The sequence below is a fragment of the Nonomuraea sp. NPDC005730 genome (assembly GCF_040630865.1).
In the GTDB taxonomy this organism is placed as follows: Bacteria; Actinomycetota; Actinomycetes; order Streptosporangiales; family Streptosporangiaceae; genus Nonomuraea.
Genome location: NZ_JBEXYK010000012.1, coordinates 64,040 through 80,623, shown reverse-complemented (window position 1 = coordinate 80,623; position 16,584 = coordinate 64,040). Strand labels below are relative to the sequence as shown.

21 protein-coding genes are annotated in these 16,584 nt (G+C 71.5%); 11 read left to right on the top strand and 10 right to left on the bottom strand.

Features of this window, described 5'->3' with window-relative positions:
* The first annotated feature begins 34 nt into the window (after positions 1-34).
* Positions 35-934: a zinc-binding dehydrogenase gene (locus ABZ444_RS17535; RefSeq protein ID WP_357997346.1), complete on the top strand. Its 900-nt coding sequence runs from the start codon at positions 35-37 to the stop codon at positions 932-934.
* Positions 935-1,128: 194 nt separating this feature from the next.
* On the opposite strand, the gene ABZ444_RS17530 is transcribed toward ABZ444_RS17535, so the two are convergent.
* On the bottom strand, positions 1,129-1,584 hold the full coding sequence (locus ABZ444_RS17530; RefSeq protein ID WP_357997344.1) for a MarR family transcriptional regulator: 456 nt from the start codon (positions 1,582-1,584) through the stop codon (positions 1,129-1,131).
* Positions 1,585-1,673: 89 nt separating this feature from the next.
* Here ABZ444_RS17530 and ABZ444_RS17525 point away from each other — a divergent pair, with 89 nt between their 5' ends.
* The 3 genes from ABZ444_RS17525 (at position 1,674) to ABZ444_RS17515 (ending at position 3,679) form a co-directional block, all read left to right on the top strand.
* Entirely contained in the window at positions 1,674-2,543 is an 870-nt protein-coding gene (locus ABZ444_RS17525; RefSeq protein WP_357997343.1) for an alpha/beta hydrolase, read from the top strand.
* Complete coding sequence (locus tag ABZ444_RS17520; RefSeq protein WP_357997340.1) at positions 2,544-3,386, top strand: DMT family transporter; 843 nt, start codon at positions 2,544-2,546, stop codon at positions 3,384-3,386. It begins immediately after the preceding gene.
* A gap of 92 nt (positions 3,387-3,478) precedes the next feature.
* Positions 3,479-3,679 (top strand): hypothetical protein, encoded by a 201-nt coding sequence (locus ABZ444_RS17515; RefSeq protein WP_357997337.1) that lies wholly within the window; start codon positions 3,479-3,481, stop codon positions 3,677-3,679.
* Positions 3,680-3,713: 34 nt separating this feature from the next.
* Here ABZ444_RS17515 and ABZ444_RS17510 read toward each other — a convergent pair whose 3' ends face one another.
* Positions 3,714-4,394: a site-specific integrase gene (locus ABZ444_RS17510; protein WP_357997334.1), complete on the bottom strand. Its 681-nt coding sequence runs from the start codon at positions 4,392-4,394 to the stop codon at positions 3,714-3,716.
* Between the two features lie 97 nt (positions 4,395-4,491).
* On the opposite strand from ABZ444_RS17510, the gene ABZ444_RS17505 reads away from it, so the two are divergent.
* From ABZ444_RS17505 to ABZ444_RS17475, 7 genes are all read left to right on the top strand, one after another.
* Positions 4,492-4,827: a metalloregulator ArsR/SmtB family transcription factor gene (locus ABZ444_RS17505; RefSeq protein ID WP_357997331.1), complete on the top strand. Its 336-nt coding sequence runs from the start codon at positions 4,492-4,494 to the stop codon at positions 4,825-4,827.
* 9 nt (positions 4,828-4,836) lie between these two features.
* Positions 4,837-6,069 carry a GNAT family N-acetyltransferase gene (locus ABZ444_RS17500; protein ID WP_357997328.1) on the top strand — a complete coding sequence of 411 codons (1,233 nt, stop codon included), beginning with the start codon at positions 4,837-4,839 and terminating at the stop codon, positions 6,067-6,069.
* 128 nt (positions 6,070-6,197) lie between these two features.
* On the top strand, positions 6,198-6,851 hold the full coding sequence (locus tag ABZ444_RS17495; protein WP_357997325.1) for an arsenate reductase ArsC: 654 nt from the start codon (positions 6,198-6,200) through the stop codon (positions 6,849-6,851).
* A 92-nt stretch (positions 6,852-6,943) separates the two neighbouring features.
* A complete protein-coding gene (locus tag ABZ444_RS17490) occupies positions 6,944-7,285 on the top strand; it encodes a metalloregulator ArsR/SmtB family transcription factor (RefSeq protein ID WP_357997322.1) in 342 nt (113 codons plus the stop codon).
* Between the two features lie 12 nt (positions 7,286-7,297).
* Entirely contained in the window at positions 7,298-8,410 is a 1,113-nt protein-coding gene (gene arsB, locus ABZ444_RS17485; RefSeq protein ID WP_357997319.1) for an ACR3 family arsenite efflux transporter, read from the top strand.
* The gene (locus tag ABZ444_RS17480) at positions 8,403-8,831 is read left to right on the top strand and encodes an arsenate reductase ArsC (RefSeq protein WP_357997316.1); all 429 of its coding nucleotides are present in this window, start codon (positions 8,403-8,405) and stop codon (positions 8,829-8,831) included. The genes arsB and ABZ444_RS17480 overlap by 8 nt, the downstream gene beginning before the upstream one ends.
* A 125-nt stretch (positions 8,832-8,956) precedes the next feature.
* The gene (locus tag ABZ444_RS17475; RefSeq protein WP_357997313.1) at positions 8,957-9,121 is read left to right on the top strand and encodes a hypothetical protein; all 165 of its coding nucleotides are present in this window, start codon (positions 8,957-8,959) and stop codon (positions 9,119-9,121) included.
* A gap of 40 nt (positions 9,122-9,161) precedes the next feature.
* Here ABZ444_RS17475 and ABZ444_RS17470 read toward each other — a convergent pair whose 3' ends face one another.
* From ABZ444_RS17470 to ABZ444_RS17435, 8 genes are all read right to left on the bottom strand, one after another.
* Entirely contained in the window at positions 9,162-10,388 is a 1,227-nt protein-coding gene (locus ABZ444_RS17470; RefSeq protein ID WP_357997310.1) for a M28 family peptidase, read from the bottom strand.
* 406 nt (positions 10,389-10,794) lie between these two features.
* Positions 10,795-11,853 (bottom strand): ArsO family NAD(P)H-dependent flavin-containing monooxygenase, encoded by a 1,059-nt coding sequence (locus tag ABZ444_RS17465; RefSeq protein WP_357997307.1) that lies wholly within the window; start codon positions 11,851-11,853, stop codon positions 10,795-10,797.
* Positions 11,850-12,236 (bottom strand): metalloregulator ArsR/SmtB family transcription factor, encoded by a 387-nt coding sequence (locus ABZ444_RS17460; protein WP_357997304.1) that lies wholly within the window; start codon positions 12,234-12,236, stop codon positions 11,850-11,852. The genes ABZ444_RS17465 and ABZ444_RS17460 overlap by 4 nt, the downstream gene beginning before the upstream one ends.
* Before the next feature lie 32 nt (positions 12,237-12,268).
* Entirely contained in the window at positions 12,269-13,501 is a 1,233-nt protein-coding gene (locus ABZ444_RS17455; RefSeq protein ID WP_357997301.1) for an MFS transporter, read from the bottom strand.
* Positions 13,498-13,761: a hypothetical protein gene (locus tag ABZ444_RS17450; protein WP_357997298.1), complete on the bottom strand. Its 264-nt coding sequence runs from the start codon at positions 13,759-13,761 to the stop codon at positions 13,498-13,500. Before ABZ444_RS17450 ends, ABZ444_RS17455 begins: the two co-directional genes overlap by 4 nt.
* Positions 13,762-13,775: 14 nt before the next feature.
* Entirely contained in the window at positions 13,776-15,188 is a 1,413-nt protein-coding gene (locus tag ABZ444_RS17445) for an FAD-dependent oxidoreductase (protein WP_357997295.1), read from the bottom strand.
* Positions 15,189-15,217: 29 nt separating this feature from the next.
* A complete protein-coding gene (locus tag ABZ444_RS17440; RefSeq protein WP_357997292.1) occupies positions 15,218-15,373 on the bottom strand; it encodes a hypothetical protein in 156 nt (51 codons plus the stop codon).
* 120 nt (positions 15,374-15,493) lie between these two features.
* Positions 15,494-16,066, bottom strand: a complete 573-nt coding sequence (locus tag ABZ444_RS17435) for a hypothetical protein (RefSeq protein WP_357997611.1) — start codon at positions 16,064-16,066, stop codon at positions 15,494-15,496.
* Positions 16,067-16,584: the final 518 nt, after the last annotated feature.

Below are 16,584 nucleotides of genomic sequence, written 5' to 3'. Positions count from 1 at the left end.
GTTGTACCCGTAACGCACTCATGGAGGAGTAACGATGCGAGCCCTGACCTTCAACCCGGACCTCTCCTTCGAGGTCGTGCCCGACCCGGTGCCCACGCCCTCACAGGCGCTGGTCCAGGTCGCGGCATTCTCGCTCAACTTCGGCGAGATCGCTTTCAGAAGCGCGGACATCCGGCCTGGGTACGTCCCGGGCTGGGACGCCGCCGGAGTGGTCGTCCAGGTCGCTGCCGACGGCTCAGGTCCTGCCGTCGGTGCCCGCGTGGTCACTTTTGGCTGGTCGGGGGCCTGGGCGGAGCTGCGCGCCGTGGACACCGCCGAGCTGGCCGTCGTTCCCGAGGCCGTCGACCTGGGGCAGGCGAGCGCACTGCCGGTCGCCGGGGTCACGGCGCTGCAGGCGGTCGGTCGGCTCGGCCCGGTGGCGGGCCGCCGCGTCCTGGTCACCGGGGCGTCCGGCGGCGTCGGCCGCTTCGCCGTACAGCTCGCCGCCCGTGCTGGAGCCCGTGTCGTCGCCTCCGTCGGCAGCCCCGCCCGCGCTCAGGGCCTGCGTGAACTGGGCGCCGCGGAGGTCGTGATCGGCCCGGAGAACCTGGCGGGCCGCGTGTACGGCGTGCTGGACAACGTGGGCGGGAGGCAGCTCGCGCAGGCGTTCTACCGGCTGGAGGACGACGGCGTGGCGATGGCCATCGGACGGGCGGCCCGCGAGAGCACGATCATCGACTTCGAGCTCGCGGGCACGCGATCGGCGCGAGGGAGGATCGAGAACTTCAACGTGAGCACGCCGTTCGGCGACGACCTTGCTCGCCTGGTCGAACTGCTGGCGACGGGCGAACTGGTCGCGCAGGTCGGCTGGCGCGGACCATGGAACACGGCGATGGAAGCCGCCGATGCCCTGCTCGCTCGCCGCGTCGCCGGAAAAGCGGTCCTCGACGTCTGACCTGTCGAGTAGCGCTGGGTGATCGGTCCCTGCAATCCCGTGTCCAGATCTTGCCGCCTTCGAGACCGCGCCGTCCTGGCGGAGTTCGTGCCGGCTCGTGCGTCGGCAGGGTGCCGGTCAGGTGCCGGGTGAGGTGTCCCAGCTCGCCAGGACTCAGCCCCGGCCCGCCGAGCTCGCGCGCGCATGACGGCCATTCACCGTAGGGCTGCGACGGCGTGTGCGATGCCGGTCAGGGCGTTGAGCTGCTGGGCTGACAGCAGGCTGGTGAAGTGACGCTCGATCGAGGCCAGGTGGGCAGGGGTGGCCCGATCGTAGGTCTGCCGCCCGGCCTCGGTCAGGACGACGTCGTCGCCGCGGCCGTCCAACTCGCAGGCCTCGCGGGCGATCAGGCCGCGCTGCTGCATGCGGCCGAGCTGACGCGACAGGCGGCTGTGGTCCCAGTGCATGTAGGCGGCCAGGCCGATCACCCTCACGCAGGTCTTCTCGCTCGCCAACCTCGCCACTGCGGCGAGCACCTCGTAGTCGGGCATCGATAGGCCCGAGTTCTGCTCCAGATCACGGGCGATCGCGCCGTCCACAAGTAGGTGGAGTCGACGGTAGGCGGCCCAGGCGTCGAGGGCGGCTCGGCGGTGCCTCGGTGCGTCGGTCATGACGGCAGTGTACGAAACATTGGTGACATGTAACGGACTTTTCTGCTAGCTTCTCCGTTACATGTAACGGAGATTGTTGAAGGTGGCAGATGATGCAGATCATCAAGGTCAACGAAATCGAGCTGGCCGTCGAGACCTCCGGTTCCCCCGCCGATCCCGCGATCCTGCTGATCCACGGCGGCGGCCACTCCCTGCTCAACTGGGATGAGGAGTTCGTGACGAGGCTGGCGGCCGCAGGCCGCTACGTCATCCGGTACGACAGCCGGGACGCGGGCCGGTCGACCGGCTCACCAGCCGGGGCTCCCGCCCACAACTTGCGCGACCTGGTCTCCGACGCCGCCTCCCTGATCGAGGCGCTCGGCTTGGAGTGCGCCCACGTGGTCGGCATGTCGCAGGGCGCGGCGGTCGCCCAGCTCCTGGCCCTCGACCACCCCGGCCGGGTGGCCTCGCTCACGCTGGCCTCCTCCACGCCTGGCGGCCCCGGGCACGAGCACGACGATCTACCGCAGATGTCGACCGAGCTGCAGGAGCTGTTCGCGACCGAGCAGGCCGCGCCCGACTGGTCGGACCGCGAAGCGGTCATCGCCTACCTCGTCGAGGCCGAACGGCCCTTCGCGGCCCACTCGCGGCCCTTCGATGAGGAGGCCATGAGGCGGCTGGCCGAACGCGTCGCTGACCGCACCATCGACATCGCCGCGCAGCTGACCAACCCGTTCCTGCTGGACGCCGGCGAGCCGTGGCGGCACCGGCTCGGCCGGATCGAGGCCCCGACGCTTGTCCTGCACGGCACCGAAGACCCGTTCGTCCCCTTCGGCCACGGCCGCGCCCTGGCGGCGGAGATCCCCGGCGCCCACCTCATCGCCATGGAACAGACCGGCCACGAGGTCTTCCCGCCCCACCTGTGGGACCTGCTCATCCCGGCGATCCTCGACCACACCGCCGGCAACCGAGGGGCCTGAATGCTCGCGATCGTTTTCGCCCTCGGCGCCAGCCTCGTCTGGGGAGCCTCCGACTTCCTCGGCGGGCTCAGGAGCCGAGCCCTTCCAGTGCTGTCAGTGTTGCTGATCTCCCAATCCACCGCGCTCGTTCTGCTCGCGCTCATGGCGGCCGCCCGAGGGACCGGCCCGCCGGACGCCTCGTCCCTCGGACACGCCGCCGTCGCAGGACTGGGCGAACTCGCGGGCATCGCCGCCCTCTACCGCGGGCTGGCGGTCGGCAAGATGTCCATCGTCGCGCCCGTCGCGGCCACCGCACCGGCCCTCCCGCTCCTGATCGGGCTGGCGGCCGGACAGATCCCCGGCCCGCTCCAGTTCACCGGCCTGGCTCTGGCCATGATGGGCCTGGTGGTCACCTCCTACCGATCGGGCGCGGACACGGGCCCCGGCCCCCGGACTATGCCGAGCATCCTGTACGGCTTGCTGGCGGCACTCGGCTTCGGGATCTTCTTCTTCGCCATGCACAACGCCGGCGAGAGCGACGTCGGCTGGGCCCTGCTGATCGCCCGCCTCACCGCCGTGCTCGCCCTGACCTCCGTCATCACCCTCAAGCGCCACCGCGTGCGCGTCCCTCGGGCCGACCTGCCACTCCTCGCCCTGATCGGCGCCCTCATCATCGTGGCCGACTTCCTCTACACCACCGCCTCGACGCTGGGCCTGATGAGCATCGCCGCCGTCCTCGGCTCGCTACACACCATCGTGACCATCGCCCTGGCCCGGATCGTGTTGAAAGAGCGTCTCGAACGCGCCCAGCAGATCGGCATCGCGGTATCCCTCATCGGAGTCCTGGCCATCTCTGCGAGCTGACCGCCCATCCAGCACCGGCGCGATCAGGCCACGCGGCCCCCTCCGGGCTTCGCAGAAGCGGAAACCCACCACCCAGCCCGTGCGCCCGGCGCATGGTGAACACCGCGGCCAAGAACGTCACGCTTCCAGAAGGTCTGCTGCTCGACGGATCGCTCGGCGACGACCCGCTGCAGGCCGAGCCGGCGGTGCTGTCTGGCGCGCTGGTCGGCTACGCCCGCATCTCCACCGCCGGCCAGCTCCTGGACCGCCAGATGGCCGCCCTCACCACGGCGGGCTGCGGTAGCGACCTGTGACTTCTTCGCTTGTCGGCGATCCGTGATTTGGTGATCAGTGGGTGCGACGCCGGGGCGCGAGGACCTCGGTGACCTTGGCGATGGCCTCAGCCCCGGGTTTGACGTAGCGCATGGCGGTGCGGGGGTTCTTGTGCCGGGTCTTGCCCATGATGAGCTGCAGCGGTACTTCGTCCTCGCCGAGGTGGGTCGCGGCGGAGTGGCGCAGCTGGTGAAGGTCGAGCCCGGCGTACTTCTCCAGCAGGACGCGGGCGCGGTCGTAGCCGAGGCGGGCGCGCCCGGTGTGCGGGCAGATGTCGGCGTCCGCCGGGCGGCGAGCGGGCACGGCGCGGCGTTCCGACAGGAACAGCGGGCCGCGCGTACGCGCGCTGCCGTCCGGGAGCCGGAGCAGCCGGGGCAGCAGGTGAGCGGTGCCGCTGTCCCAGTACGCCCACTCGGTGGTGCCGCCCTTGGAGCGGACGGGAGCGCGGCGGTGCTCCAGGTCCAAGTCCTCGATGTTGAGCGCCAGGATCTCCGCGGCCCGTGCCGCGGTCTCATACAGCATCCGCCACAGGGTCTTCTCCCGCAGGGGGATGTCGCGGCGGGACAGCAGCCGGTGGATGGTGGTCTTGGCGACGGCGCGGGTCTCGTCGGAGGCGATGTACCGGATGACGTGCCGGAGTCGCGCACCGTCCCGGCGGAGGCATCTCCTGGTCGGCGCGCGGTCACGATCGCTCATGTACGCGATAACAAGCCATTGTCACGTACATGCGATCTCCTCCGAAGAGAAGTAGGGGCTTCCGCAAACGCTATTAATCTAATATCGTCGATGGACGATGAATGAGAATTCGGAGCCCCTGCCGCGCGCGGAGGCCGAGGAGTACGCGAGCTGGTTCAAGGCTCTGGCCGACGCCACCCGCATCCAGATCGTGTCGCTGCTGGCGCGGCGGCGCGCGCCGATGAGCGTGGGCGAGATCGTGGCCGCGTCCGGGGTGGGCCAGTCCACCGTCTCGCACCACTTGAAGATCCTGGCCGAGGTGCGGTTCGTTCTGGTCGAGCGGCAGGGCACGTCAGGCCTGTACCGGATCAACGAGAACTGCGTGAGCTGCTTCCCCACCGCCGCGGACGTGGTGATGGGCAACCCCGTGCCGGCCGCGCCGGTCTGCGAGTGAGGAGATCTCATGGCCCATGACGAGATCGTCGACCACTACTCCGCCCTGGCCCGCGCCGCGCTCACCGGGCAGCGCATCGCCGACTGCGACCCCGGCGCGTTCACCGACGGTGGCTTCGGCCCGGCCGGCTATGGCGACGACGCCGCCGCGCTCCCCGACGGGGCGCTCCGGGCCAGCCTGGGCTGCGGCAACCCGGTCGCCGTCGCCGAACTGCGTGCCGGCGAGACGGTGCTCGACCTCGGCTCCGGAGGCGGCATCGACGTGCTGCTGTCAGCCCGCCGGGTCGGCCCGCACGGCACCGTCTTCGGCCTGGACGCCAGTCCTGCCATGGTGGACCTGGCCCAGCGCAACGCCGAACAGGCGGGCGCGTCCAACGTGCAGTTCCTGCACGGCACGATCGAGGCGATCCCGCTGCCCGGCCACGCGGTCGACGTGGTCGTCTCCAACTGTGTGATCAATCTGTCCGACGACAAGGCGGCGGTGCTCGCCGAGGCGTTCCGGGTGCTGCGACCGGGCGGCAGGTTCGGCGTCAGCGACGTCGTCACCGCGCACGTCCTGGACGAGCAGGCGCGGCAGCGGGCCGAGCAGCGCATCGGCTGCGCCGCCGGATCGCTCACCGTGCAGGAGTACCGGGACCTGCTCGTCGCGGCCGGCTTCGTCCAGATCGCCATCACGCTGACCGCCGATCACGGCGACGGGGTGCACTCGGCCATCGTCCAGGCCGTCAAGCCCGCCATCGGGCCCGGCCTGGAGATCCGGCCGATGCGCGACAGCGACGCCGCCGAGGTGCTGGCCATCTACCAGGCCGGGCTGGACACCGGCCAGGCCAGTTTCGAGATCACCGCGCCCAGTTGGGAGGGGTTCACCGCGAGCCGGTTGCCGCACCTGCGGTACGTGGCGACTGATGGCGATTCCGGCGAGGTGCTCGGCTGGGTGGCCGCCACGGCGGTCTCGTCCCGGCCGGTGTATGCGGGTGTGGTCGAGCACAGCGTCTACGTCCACCCCGGCTGCCAGGCCCACGGCATCGGCCGCGCGCTGCTGGCGGCGTTCATCGCCGCCGCCGAGGACGCCGGCGTCTGGACGATCCAGTCAGGTGTCTTCGCCGAGAACGCCGCCAGCCTGAGCCTGCACCAGGCGCTCGGTTTCCGCGTCGTGGGCAGCCGCGAGCGCGTCGGCCGCCACCATGGCGTCTGGCGCGACGTGCTGCTGATCGAACGCCGCAGCGCAGTGGTCGGCGCCTGAGAGCCCGCAAGGGCTCGCAAGGACTCGCTGTTGGCCCGGCGTTCACCCTCGCGACATCGACGGCTGCCAATATCGATAAAAATCGAAATCGACAGCCGTCGATATGAGCGACGCCGCCGGAGCCCTTCATGGACAGCACCTACCGTCACGCCGATCTGGCCGTCGATCAGCAGCACGCCCTGCTCACCGCAGCTCGCACCCTCGCCGAGGAGTTCACCGGCACCTTCGGCACCGAGACCATCGAGCGGTTCCTGCACACCAGCTACGACCAGTTCGCCGGCCGGGCCGTCATCGCCAACTACCTGCCACTGCTGGCCGAGCGGTTCGCCCGCCAGCGGCTGCGCGCGCTGGCCCGCGTCGAGGGCAAGGACGACGCCGGCGTGCCGATCGTGCTGTTCTTGTGCGTGCACAACGCCGGCCGCTCGCAGATGGCGCTCGGCTTCTTCGCCCGCCTGGCCGGGCAGCGCGCGCTCGGCTGGTCCGGCGGCACCGAGCCCGGCGAGCTGATCAATGCGGCCGTCGTGGAGGTGATGCACGAGCGCGGCATCGACATCACCGGTGAGTTCCCCAAGCCGTGGACGAGCGAGATCGTCCAGGCCGCCGACGTGGTGGTCACCATGGGCTGTGGCGACGCCTGCCCGGTCTACCCGGGCAAGCGCTACCTGGACTGGGACCTGGACGACCCCGACGGCAAGACGGTCGAGCAGATCCGCCCCATCCGCGACGACATCGAGCGCCGGGTCCGCACCCTGCTGGCCGAGCTGGAGATCCCCACCCTCTGATGCCCGCCGTCCCCGCGTGCGGAGCACGCATCGGCAGATGTCAATATAGATAGATACCTATTTCGATGAACGTCTATACGGAAGGGCAGTGGATGGAACTGCTGGAAATCCTGGAGTGCAGCCCGCCGCTGGCCCGCGAGCCGCTGGACGCCGAGCAGGCGGCCGGGGTGGCGCGGGTGTTCAAGGCGCTGGGCGATCCGGTGCGGCTGCGCATCCTGTCGATCGTGGCCAGCCGCGCCGGCGGCGAGGTGTGCGTGTGCGACATCACCGGCGCGTTCGAGCTGTCCCAGCCGACCATCAGCCACCACCTGAAGGTGCTCAAGGAGGTCGGGCTGCTGACCTCGGAGCGGCGCGCCTCCTGGGTGTACTACCGGCTGGTCCCCGAGACGCTGGGTGAGCTGTCGGCCCTGCTCGACGTGCCCGCCACCGTCTGAGGAACAAGCCTGATGTCCTCTTCCTCTTCCCCGACGTCGGCGCCATCGGCCCCCGCGCCCGCGCAGGGCGTCATCGCTGGCCTGTCCACCCTCGACCGGTTCCTGCCAGTCTGGATCATCGCGGCCATGGCCGCCGGACTGCTGCTCGGACGGCTGGTACCGGGGCTGAACACCGCGCTGGAAGCGGTGAAGGTCGGCGGGATCTCGCTGCCGATCGCCCTCGGGCTGTTGCTGATGATGTACCCGGTGCTGGCCAAGGTCCGCTACGACCGGCTCGGCGCCGTCACCGGCGACCGCCGTCTGCTGCTGTCCTCGCTGGTGCTGAACTGGGTGCTCGGCCCGGCCGTCATGTTCGCGCTGGCCTGGACATTCCTGCCCGACCTGCCCGAGTACCGCACCGGCCTGATCATCGTCGGGCTCGCCCGCTGCATCGCCATGGTCCTCATCTGGAACGACCTGGCCTGCGGCGACCGCGAGGCCGCCGCCGTCCTGGTGGCGCTCAACTCGGTCTTCCAGGTGGTCGCGTTCGGCGCGCTGGGCTGGTTCTACCTGCAGGTGCTGCCCGGCTGGCTCGGCCTGTCGCAGGCCGCGCTGGAGGTCTCGGCCTGGGACATCGCCCGGTACGTGCTCATCTTCCTCGGCATCCCGCTGGCCGCCGGTTACCTGTCCCGGCAGCTCGGCGAACGCGCCTGCGGCCGGGACTGGTACGAAAGCCGCTTCCTGCCACGGGTCGGCCCGCTGGCCCTGTACGGGCTGCTGTTCACCATCGTCATCCTGTTCGCCCTGCAGGGCGGCACGATCACCGCCCAGCCCGGCGACGTTGCCCGCATCGCGCTGCCGCTACTGGCCTACTTCGCGCTCATGTGGGGCGGGTCGTTCCTGGCCGGCAAGCTGATCGGCCTGGGCTACGAGCGTTCCACCACACTGGCCTTCACCGCCGCCGGAAACAACTTCGAGCTGGCCATCGCCGTCGCGGTCGGCGTCTTCGGCGTCACCTCCGGCCAGGCCCTGGCCGGAGTGGTCGGCCCGCTCATCGAGGTCCCCGTTCTGGTCGCCCTGGTCTACGTCAGCCTGGTCGGCCGCCGCCTGTTCCACCCCACCGCCGAGGAGCCCGCCCGTGCCTGAAAGCACCCCCGAGACCATCACCGGTAAGCCGTCAGTCCTGTTCGTGTGCGTGCGCAACGCCGGACGCTCCCAGATGGCCGCCGGCTGGCTCACCCACCTGGCCGCCAGCCGGGTCGAGGTCCGCTCTGCCGGGTCCGCGCCCGCCGACCAGGTCAACCCGGTCGCGGTCGAGGCCATGCGTGAGGTCGGCATCGACATCACCGGCGAGCAGCCCAAGGTGCTCACCATCGACGCGGTCGAGGCCTCCGACGCCGTGATCACCATGGGCTGCGGCGACGCCTGCCCCGTCTTCCCCGGCAAGCGGTATGAGGACTGGAAGCTCGACGACCCGGCCGGACAGGGCATCGACGCCGTCCGAGTCATCCGTGACGACATCCGCCTACGAGTGGAGAAGCTGCTCAGCGAGTTGCTGCCAAGCTGAGCAGCTACGAGAACGACGGTGGTGGCCTGCCAGCCACACGAGACGTGGGAGGCGTCATGGGGGCTGCTCGCCGACGGCCTGATCTACCTGGACCCCGAACGCCAACCGGCCAGTGACAACTGGCGATGGAAACTGTCCGAGCGAGGCCGCAGGGCGGTCGAGGGCAGGCCGTCGACGAGGACACCGCCTACACCCACCTGCAACTGGCCGCCCGCTACCTGGGCAAGATGACCGCCCTGGCTGAGCACTTCACCCAGCAAGCCGCCCCATCATCGGCCGACGGCACCTGAGCACAGCAGCCCCCGACCTGGTGGTGCCATCGTGAGCTGATCAGACCGGAGTCTGGGCGGCCAGCAGTCCGACCGCGGCGACCAGCAGCCGCGCCGCTGCCACGAGGGTGTCCGGCTGGACGCGGTCGGGGGTTTCGGCGGGGGTCTGGTAGCCGGGCATGCCCATGCCGATGCCGATCGCGGCCAGGCCGGCGGCGGCGTAGCGGCGGTTGTCAGACGCCATCGCGCCCGCTCGCAGCGGCACGCCGGTCAGGCGGGCGGCCTGGTCGAGGGTGGCCAGCAGGGCGTGGGCGGGGCCGCCGGCCTCGACGGAGGCGGCCTGGTGCAGGTGCGCGGCGCCGTCGAGGTTGATCGCCAGCGTGTCGGACGGCAGGGCGGGCGCGTGGTGGGCCGATCCCCATGCCCCGCTCTCCTCGCCGTCCAGGAAGGCCACCGACAACTCGGCCCGGGTGGCCGGGTCTGCTGTCAGGACGCGGGCGGCCTCCAGGACTGCGGCCACGCCGGAGGCGTTGTCAGCGGCTGCGGGCAGCCGCATGCCGGGGTCGTCGCCGACGCCGTCGTAGTGCGCGGTCAGCAGCACCCGCGGCCCGGCCCCCGCCCTTCCAGGCTGGGTGAAGCGGGCGTGGACGTTGCGGCCTTCCGCAGTGACCTGCCGGAGCGGCATCGACCCGGTCACCTGCACCGGGCCGGCGGCCAGGGCGTCGGCCAGGCGGGCGTGCAGGTCGGTGCGCAGGGCGATGATCGGGACGGCGCGGGGCGCCGGTCCGGCGATCATCTTGGGCATCCATCCCTCGGGGTCGGTGCCGCGCGCGGTCAGTACTCCGGCCGCGCCGTGGACCTCTGCTCGTTCGCACGCCTGCGCCCAGTCTCCGGCCTCGGCCAGCACCCATCGGCCGTGCAGGTCGGTCTCGGAGGCGGCGGCCAGCGGCGCGGTGTGCGGGTTCGGCAAGTCTGCGGTGGCCAGGTGTTCGACGAAGTCCCGGCGGTGCTCCAGGCGCAGCGCCTGGTCGCCTGCGTTCCATTCGAGCACCGGGGTGGCATACAGCTCCCGCACGTCGGCGACGGGGAAGGAGTCGAGTTCGACCTCGGCGCCCAGCTCGCGCAGCCGCTCGGCGAGCCACGCGGCGGCGGCGCGGCCTCCGGGCGTGCCCACGCGCCGCCCGGCGTAGTGGTCGCGGGCCAGCTCGTGCACCGTGGCCAGCATCCGCGCCGCCGACACCCGCTCCACGACGGCGGCCAGGCCGGGCGCCTGAGGGAGGTCCGGCATGGTGGAGGTCATCCGCAGCAACCGGTGGAGGCTGCCTCGGCGGCCGGGGCCGGCGCCTGACCGCAGCAGCCGGCCTGGGCGGCCTGCTGGGCGGCGGGCGTGCTGCCGCAGCAGGCGGTGGCGGCTGCATCTGCCTGCGGGGCTGTGTCACTGGCTAGGGAGGGGGAGGCAGGAGCTCCGCAGCAGCCGCCGGCGGCGGGCGGTGCGAAAGCCTCTGCCAGGTCGCCGATGAAGCCGCCGCTGGTCTGGTTCGTCGTCACGGTGGTTGCCCTTCTGCCGGTGCGAGGTCGAGACCTTCAACACTTAGATATATGTCGAATCAGGAGTCACGATCTCACGCTGTTTAGATGTTCGTCAAGATAGACGAAGGTCGAATCAGATGTGAATGACACCGAAGTGCGCGCGCCTAAAGCTGGGCGATGACCTCTGCGGCCAGTTGCCGGGCGCTACGGCCGGCGCCGATGAGGGTGGCCGAGGCGGGGCCGGTCCAGTCGCCGTAACCGAGCAGGTGCAGGCGCGGTTCGGCCAGGGCGCGGGTGCCGTCGGTGGGGATCACGCCGCCGGGGCCGCGCAGCCGTAGCGGGGACAGGTGAGCCAGCGCGGGGCGGAAGCCGGTGCACCACGCGATCACGTCGCACGCCGCTGTGCTGCCGTCGGCCCACGCCACGCCGTCGGGGGTGATGCGGGAGAACATGGGCTCGGCCTTGAGCACGCCCCGGTCGCGGGCCTCGCGCACGGGCGGGACGGCGACGATGTCGCCCAGGTCGGCGATGCTGTCGGCGTTCTGTCCGGCCAGGGCGGCCTGGTGGCGGCGGGTGGCCAGGTCGAACAGGGCGCGGCCGTCGATCTCGTCGGGCAGCAGCCGGGGCGGGCGTAGCGTCGCCCAGGTGGTCTGGGCGACCTGGGAGAGCTCGGCGAGGATCTGCGCGGCGGAGTTGCCGCCGCCCACGACCAGCACCCGGCGGCCGCGGAAGGGCTCGGGACCCTGGTAGCCGGCGGTGTGCAACTGCTCACCGCGAAAGTCACCGATGCCGGGATAGTGCGGCACGTAGGGACGCCACCAGGTGCCCGTGGCGCTGACGACGACCCGGGCGTGCCAGGTGCCGGCGGCGCTCTCCACGGCGAGACGGTCACCGGCACGTCTTACGGCCCGTACGACGGCGGGGCGGACGATCGGCAGCCGGTAACGCTGCTCGTAGTCGGCGAGGTAGGCGACGACGTGGGCGGCGTCCGGACAGCCGCCGTCGGCCGGGATCGGCATCATCCGGCCGGGCAGGGAGCTGTACTGCGCGGGCGAGAACAGCCGCAGGCACGGCCACGCATGTTGCCAGGCGCCACCCGGGGCGTGCCCCGCGTCCAGGATGACGAAGTCGGCGCCTGCCCGCCGCAGGTGGTAGCCGGCCGCCAGCCCGGCCTGCCCGGCGCCGATGACCGCGACATCGGCCAGGCGTGCCGCGCCGGTCATACGGTGAGGAGTTCCACGTCCACCGGGCCGTCCTGCGCCTTGGCGGGGGCGGCGAGCGGCGTGAACAGCGCGCCCAACTTGTTCACCGTCTCGGGGATGATCCGGTAGTAGACCCAGGTGCCGCGCCGCTCGCCGTCGATCAGCCCGGCGGTGCGCAACACCTTCAGGTGGTGGGAGATGGTGGGAGCGGTCAGATCGAAGACACCGGTCAGGTCGCACACGCACGCCTCGCCGCCGGCGTGGGAACCGATCATCGACAGCAGGCGCAGCCGCACCGGGTCGGCCACCGCCTTGAGGAGCGTGGCCAGCTCGGCGGCCTCGGCCTCACCGAGCGGCTCGCGGGCGATCGGCGCACAGCACTGGGCGGTGGCGGGGGCTGCCATGACGCGACTCCTTAATTCGATGCCAGTCTAAATTATAGACGGTGGTATGCGACCAGCGCGAACGCGGAGATGACACACGCCACGGCCACGGCGCCCATCACCCAGCCATACCCAGCAGCTTGCGCGAGCGCGACCGCGCCCAGGGGAGCCAACGCCTTGTCGGCGACGGAGAAGACCGCGATGCGCCCCGACAGGCTGGCGTAGGCAGTCGTGCCGTACCGCTGCACGAGCAGGTGCGGCAGTGTGATGGAGCCGATGCCGAAGCCGAGCCCGAAGAGCAGGACGCAGCCGATCGCGCCCGCGACGCTCGCTCCGAGGACCGGCAGGAGCAGCGCCGCGACGCCTTGCAGCGCATAGATCGCGGCGGCGATGAGAGCGGCGGGCAGGCGGGTCTGCAGACCGGTGGTGACCAGCCGTCCAGTGACCGACAGGACGCCGAGCAGTCCGGCGAGCGTGGCGGCCAGGACCGGGCTGTGGCCGAGGTGGATGAGGTAGGTGACCAGCACGACGGCGATGACGGCGACCGCGCCGCCGCTGGCGGTGAAGGCGATCACCAGCAGCCGGAACGGACGACGGCGCCCGGCGGCCCTGACGAGGTCGGCGCGTTCCCCGGCGGCCTCGGGTGTGCGGGCGTGGGCCGGGCGGCGGCGGATCACCAGCGCGTGCAGCGGGATCGCCGCCAGGCCGTAGACGAGACCGAGGACCACCAGGGCCTGGCGCCAGCCGTAGGCGTCGACCAGCAGGCCGGTGAGCGGGATGAAGATCGAGGAGGCGAACCCGGCGACGATGGTCAGCGCCAGGATGCCTCGCGGACGGCCTCGCGCGTCGGCGCCGTACCAGGCGATGATCACGGCGAACGCGGCCTCGTACAGCACCATCGAGCTGGCGACGCCAATGGCGGCGAAGACGAGGTAGAGCTGCCACAGCGCGGTGACCTGCGACAAGGCCAGCACCGCCCCGGCGCCGAGCAGCGAACCGAACGTCATCAGGGCGCGACCGCCGTGGGCGTCCAGCCACCGCCCGGCGAGCGGGGCACAGACAGCGGTGATCAGCACGGACACCGTCAGCGCGGTCGCGACCTGGGCGTTGGTGGCGTGCAGGTCGTGGGCCATCGGGACGAGGAAGACCGAGAAGGCGTAGTAGAGCACGCCGTAGCCGGTGGTCTGGGTGACGGCCAGCGCGGCGACGATCCGGCGGCCGTGCCGGGAACGCGGCGGACCGCCGCCCTGCTGTTGGAGGGCGGCGGTCTCGGCGGGGGAACTCATGCTGGACAGGCGATCAGCGCGCGGCCTTCAACGGTGGTCGCCCAGTCGCCCGCGAGGGTCTCGGCGATGAAGCCCTGGGCCTGCAGCCGCCAGGCGAGCGTTCCCGCCATCCGGGCGATCGCCGGGCCGTAGCCGGGGTTGGTGCTGGGTTTGCGGGCGGCGACCAGTTCGTCGGCCAGCCGGTGGGCGGGCATCGGCTCGTGGTCGCAGATGAGGCGCAGCGCTTCCTTCTGGGCGGCGGTGGGGTAGCCCTCAGACATCGGGGTGCTTCCCTTCAGCCGCAGCAGCTGCCGCCGGGCTCCGCCGGAGCTGCGACGGTGACGAGCGGGAGCGAGGTCGCCAGCAGGCCGACGCTGATGCCGGTGGCCAGGCCGACGCGCTGCTCCTGGGCCTCGGCCAGGTTGGAGGAGCACACGCCGGTCTCGGGCAGGTCGAGCTGAACGTCGCGGGCCGCCTGCCAGTCCCCGGCGATCGCGGCCACGACCGAGCGGACCTGCTCGTGACCGGTGGCCATGAGGAACGTAGGGGCGCGGCCGTAGCTCTTGACGCCGACGGCGTAGTAGCCGGGCTCGGGGTGGGCGAGTTCGTCGACGCCGTGGGCGGGGACGGTGCCGCAGGAGTGCTGGTTGGGGTCGATCAGCGGGGCCAGGGCGCGGGTGGAGCCGAGCACCGGGTCGAGGTCGAGCCGGAGTTCGGAGGCGATGGAGTGGTCGGGTCGGTAGCCGGTGGCCGACACGATGCGGTCCACGGTGACGCTCTGCTCGTGGCCGGAGGGGTCGCGGCTGATCACCTCGATGCCCTGGCTGGTGGTGTGGAGGCGGTGGGTGAAGAAGCCGGTCAGCAGCTGGATGCGGCCGGAGGTGACGTGGGCGCGCAGCCGGGTGCCGAGCGCGCCGCGGGCCGGGAGGGCGTCGGCGTCGCCTCCGCCGTAGGTGCGGGTGGCGTTGCCGCCGCGGATGGCCCAGGTGATCGGGGTGTCGTCCAGTTCGGCCAGGGCGAGCAGGGTGGTGGCGGCGGAGTGGCCGGCGCCGACGACCAGTACGCGCTTGCCCTCGTAGCGGTCGCGGTCGGCGCCGAGCACGTCGGGCAGGGCGTGGTCGATGAAGACCTCGTGCTCGCCATGGGCGGGCAGGCCGCCGGCGCCCAGCACGTTCGGGCTGGTGTAGGTGCCGGCGGCGTCGACGATCGCTCGCGCCTGCAGGTCGGTGCCGTCGGCCAGGCGGATGAGGAACGGCGCCTGCTCGCGGCCTGTCGTGCGCACGCGGTCGTAGCCCAGGCGGCTGATCGCACTCACCTTCGTGCCCAGGCGCACCTTGTCGCCGAACAGCTTGGCCAGCGGGGCGAGGTAGTCGCCGATGAGCTCGGCGCCGGTCGGCAGCCAGTCAGGGTCGGGCTCGCTCCAACCGCCGGCCTCCAGCAGGCGGCGGGCCGCGGCGTCGATGTTGTACTTCCACGGGCTGAACACCCGCACGTGGCCCCACTGCGCGACCGAGGTGGCAACCCGGTCACCGGCTTCCAAGAGGAGGAAGTCGATGCCGCGCTCGGCCAGGTGGGCGGCGGCGGCCAGTCCGACCGGCCCGGCGCCGATCACGACGACCGGCAAGCCGGTCACCCCCGGGGCGGTCTGCTGAGGAGTGGTGAACTGCTCGATCTCGATCGTGCTGGTGCCACAGCAGCTGTCACTCATGACTGTTTCTCCAAGTGGCGAGAAGGGGGTTAGCGGAAGGACGGGAACGTGGCGTAGAGGCGGGCGCGCTCGATGGCGGCATCGGCGCGGCAGTCGAGGTCGCACACCCGCGAGGTGGCCTTGTCGACGGTGAAGCCGGGCCGCTCGGCGGGCGGGCGGCGGCGTCGGGTGAACAGAGCGCGCATCACGCACCCCTTTGGATAGAAGTTCATCTAAGCAGGAGTCATCATGCGTCACTACTTAGACGGAAGTCAAATTAGCTGATGGTCGACGCGGAACAGCGGACCCGAGCCGCTTCAGGATCGCTACCCGGCGCGCTGGGGAGCGCCGCGCAGGTGACGGGCAATCATCCCCACCACGTGCGCGGCGTCCGCGCCGACGCCGCGCAGGGTGTTGGAGGAGGGCGTGCGCTGCCACTCCAGGCCCACAAAGCCCAGGCCGGGATGGGTCAATGACAGGCCGCGGCGCTGACGCGGATGGCCGCCGTCGTCCAGCGCGCCCAGTGCGCCCAGGTCGGCGAGGTAGTGCAGGTTCGGCCGGTAGCCGGTGGCCAGCAGCACCGCATCGACGCGCTCGCGCTCGCCATCGGGCCAGACCGCGTGATCGCCGTCCAGGCGGGCGAACATCGCCCGGTGCGTGTAGCGGCCCTCGCGCAGCGCCCGGCGGTAGCGGCCGTCATCCAGCACCGGCGAGGCGGGCGGAGCTTCGGCTAGGGCCGGCGGCAGCCGGTCGAACCCGGTCACGCGGAACCAGAAGTGCAGGTCACGTCCCAGCGGGCGCTGCGCCACGAACCGGATCGGCGCCCGGCTGACCAGCGTCACCCGGCGCTCGGCGGCCAGCTCGCAGGCGACCTGGACCGCCGAGTTGCCCGCCCCCATCACGACGACATGCGACGGCCACGTGGGAGGGCGGCATGCGGGAGCTGTCGCTGTAGAAACGTCTCGGCCACGCCTCGCCGGAGTCGGTGCAGGTCTACACCCGGGTCTCTGATGAGGCGGTGCTGGCCGAGTACACCCAGGCCCTGGAGAACAAGCGGTGAGCGCGGTGCGTCTCGTCGCCGAGCCTTCGCCGCGGCGGCAGCACGCCTGCCGAGAGGAGTACTTCGCCTGGCTGCAAGGGGCCCTCGGGGGCTCGCGCGGCGCCGGATGCGCCGCTACTGTCACGACCGGTTCGTGAAGCACTGGCCGGACCTGGAGGAGTGGTTTGCGGCACCGCTGTTGACTCGCCTCGACCTCAGCCCGGACGGCGCGCCGTCCCTCTCCCCGGGAGGCAAGCGGACCGGGCCCGCCTACGACGCGGGCACGGACCGGGCCTGTCCTTGTCTGGTGATCGAACGTCTACTGATCGAACGTCTACTGATCGAACAGCGCCCCGCCCGCCCGTGTCCGGGCGGGCG

What these genes read in the sequence shown, in the direction of transcription:
- ABZ444_RS17505 (WP_357997331.1), top strand. Translation starts at nt 4,492, where the DNA reads ATGAATGAGAATTCGGAGCCCCTGCCGCGCGCGGAGGCCGAGGAGTAC.
- ABZ444_RS17440 (WP_357997292.1), bottom strand. Translation starts at nt 15,373, where the DNA reads ATGCGCGCTCTGTTCACCCGACGCCGCCGCCCGCCCGCCGAGCGGCCC.
- ABZ444_RS17445 (WP_357997295.1), bottom strand. Translation starts at nt 15,188, where the DNA reads ATGAGTGACAGCTGCTGTGGCACCAGCACGATCGAGATCGAGCAGTTC.
- ABZ444_RS17455 (WP_357997301.1), bottom strand. Translation starts at nt 13,501, where the DNA reads ATGAGTTCCCCCGCCGAGACCGCCGCCCTCCAACAGCAGGGCGGCGGT.
- ABZ444_RS17520 (WP_357997340.1), top strand. Translation starts at nt 2,544, where the DNA reads ATGCTCGCGATCGTTTTCGCCCTCGGCGCCAGCCTCGTCTGGGGAGCC.
- ABZ444_RS17495 (WP_357997325.1), top strand. Translation starts at nt 6,198, where the DNA reads ATGGACAGCACCTACCGTCACGCCGATCTGGCCGTCGATCAGCAGCAC.
- ABZ444_RS17475 (WP_357997313.1), top strand. Translation starts at nt 8,957, where the DNA reads ATGGAAACTGTCCGAGCGAGGCCGCAGGGCGGTCGAGGGCAGGCCGTC.
- ABZ444_RS17450 (WP_357997298.1), bottom strand. Translation starts at nt 13,761, where the DNA reads ATGTCTGAGGGCTACCCCACCGCCGCCCAGAAGGAAGCGCTGCGCCTC.
- ABZ444_RS17525 (WP_357997343.1), top strand. Translation starts at nt 1,674, where the DNA reads ATGATGCAGATCATCAAGGTCAACGAAATCGAGCTGGCCGTCGAGACC.
- ABZ444_RS17515 (WP_357997337.1), top strand. Translation starts at nt 3,479, where the DNA reads ATGGTGAACACCGCGGCCAAGAACGTCACGCTTCCAGAAGGTCTGCTG.
- arsB (WP_357997319.1), top strand. Translation starts at nt 7,298, where the DNA reads ATGTCCTCTTCCTCTTCCCCGACGTCGGCGCCATCGGCCCCCGCGCCC.
- ABZ444_RS17470 (WP_357997310.1), bottom strand. Translation starts at nt 10,388, where the DNA reads ATGCCGGACCTCCCTCAGGCGCCCGGCCTGGCCGCCGTCGTGGAGCGG.
- ABZ444_RS17510 (WP_357997334.1), bottom strand. Translation starts at nt 4,394, where the DNA reads ATGAGCGATCGTGACCGCGCGCCGACCAGGAGATGCCTCCGCCGGGAC.
- ABZ444_RS17530 (WP_357997344.1), bottom strand. Translation starts at nt 1,584, where the DNA reads ATGACCGACGCACCGAGGCACCGCCGAGCCGCCCTCGACGCCTGGGCC.
- ABZ444_RS17435 (WP_357997611.1), bottom strand. Translation starts at nt 16,066, where the DNA reads ATGGGGGCGGGCAACTCGGCGGTCCAGGTCGCCTGCGAGCTGGCCGCC.
- ABZ444_RS17535 (WP_357997346.1), top strand. Translation starts at nt 35, where the DNA reads ATGCGAGCCCTGACCTTCAACCCGGACCTCTCCTTCGAGGTCGTGCCC.
- ABZ444_RS17465 (WP_357997307.1), bottom strand. Translation starts at nt 11,853, where the DNA reads ATGACCGGCGCGGCACGCCTGGCCGATGTCGCGGTCATCGGCGCCGGG.
- ABZ444_RS17460 (WP_357997304.1), bottom strand. Translation starts at nt 12,236, where the DNA reads ATGGCAGCCCCCGCCACCGCCCAGTGCTGTGCGCCGATCGCCCGCGAG.
- ABZ444_RS17500 (WP_357997328.1), top strand. Translation starts at nt 4,837, where the DNA reads ATGGCCCATGACGAGATCGTCGACCACTACTCCGCCCTGGCCCGCGCC.
- ABZ444_RS17490 (WP_357997322.1), top strand. Translation starts at nt 6,944, where the DNA reads ATGGAACTGCTGGAAATCCTGGAGTGCAGCCCGCCGCTGGCCCGCGAG.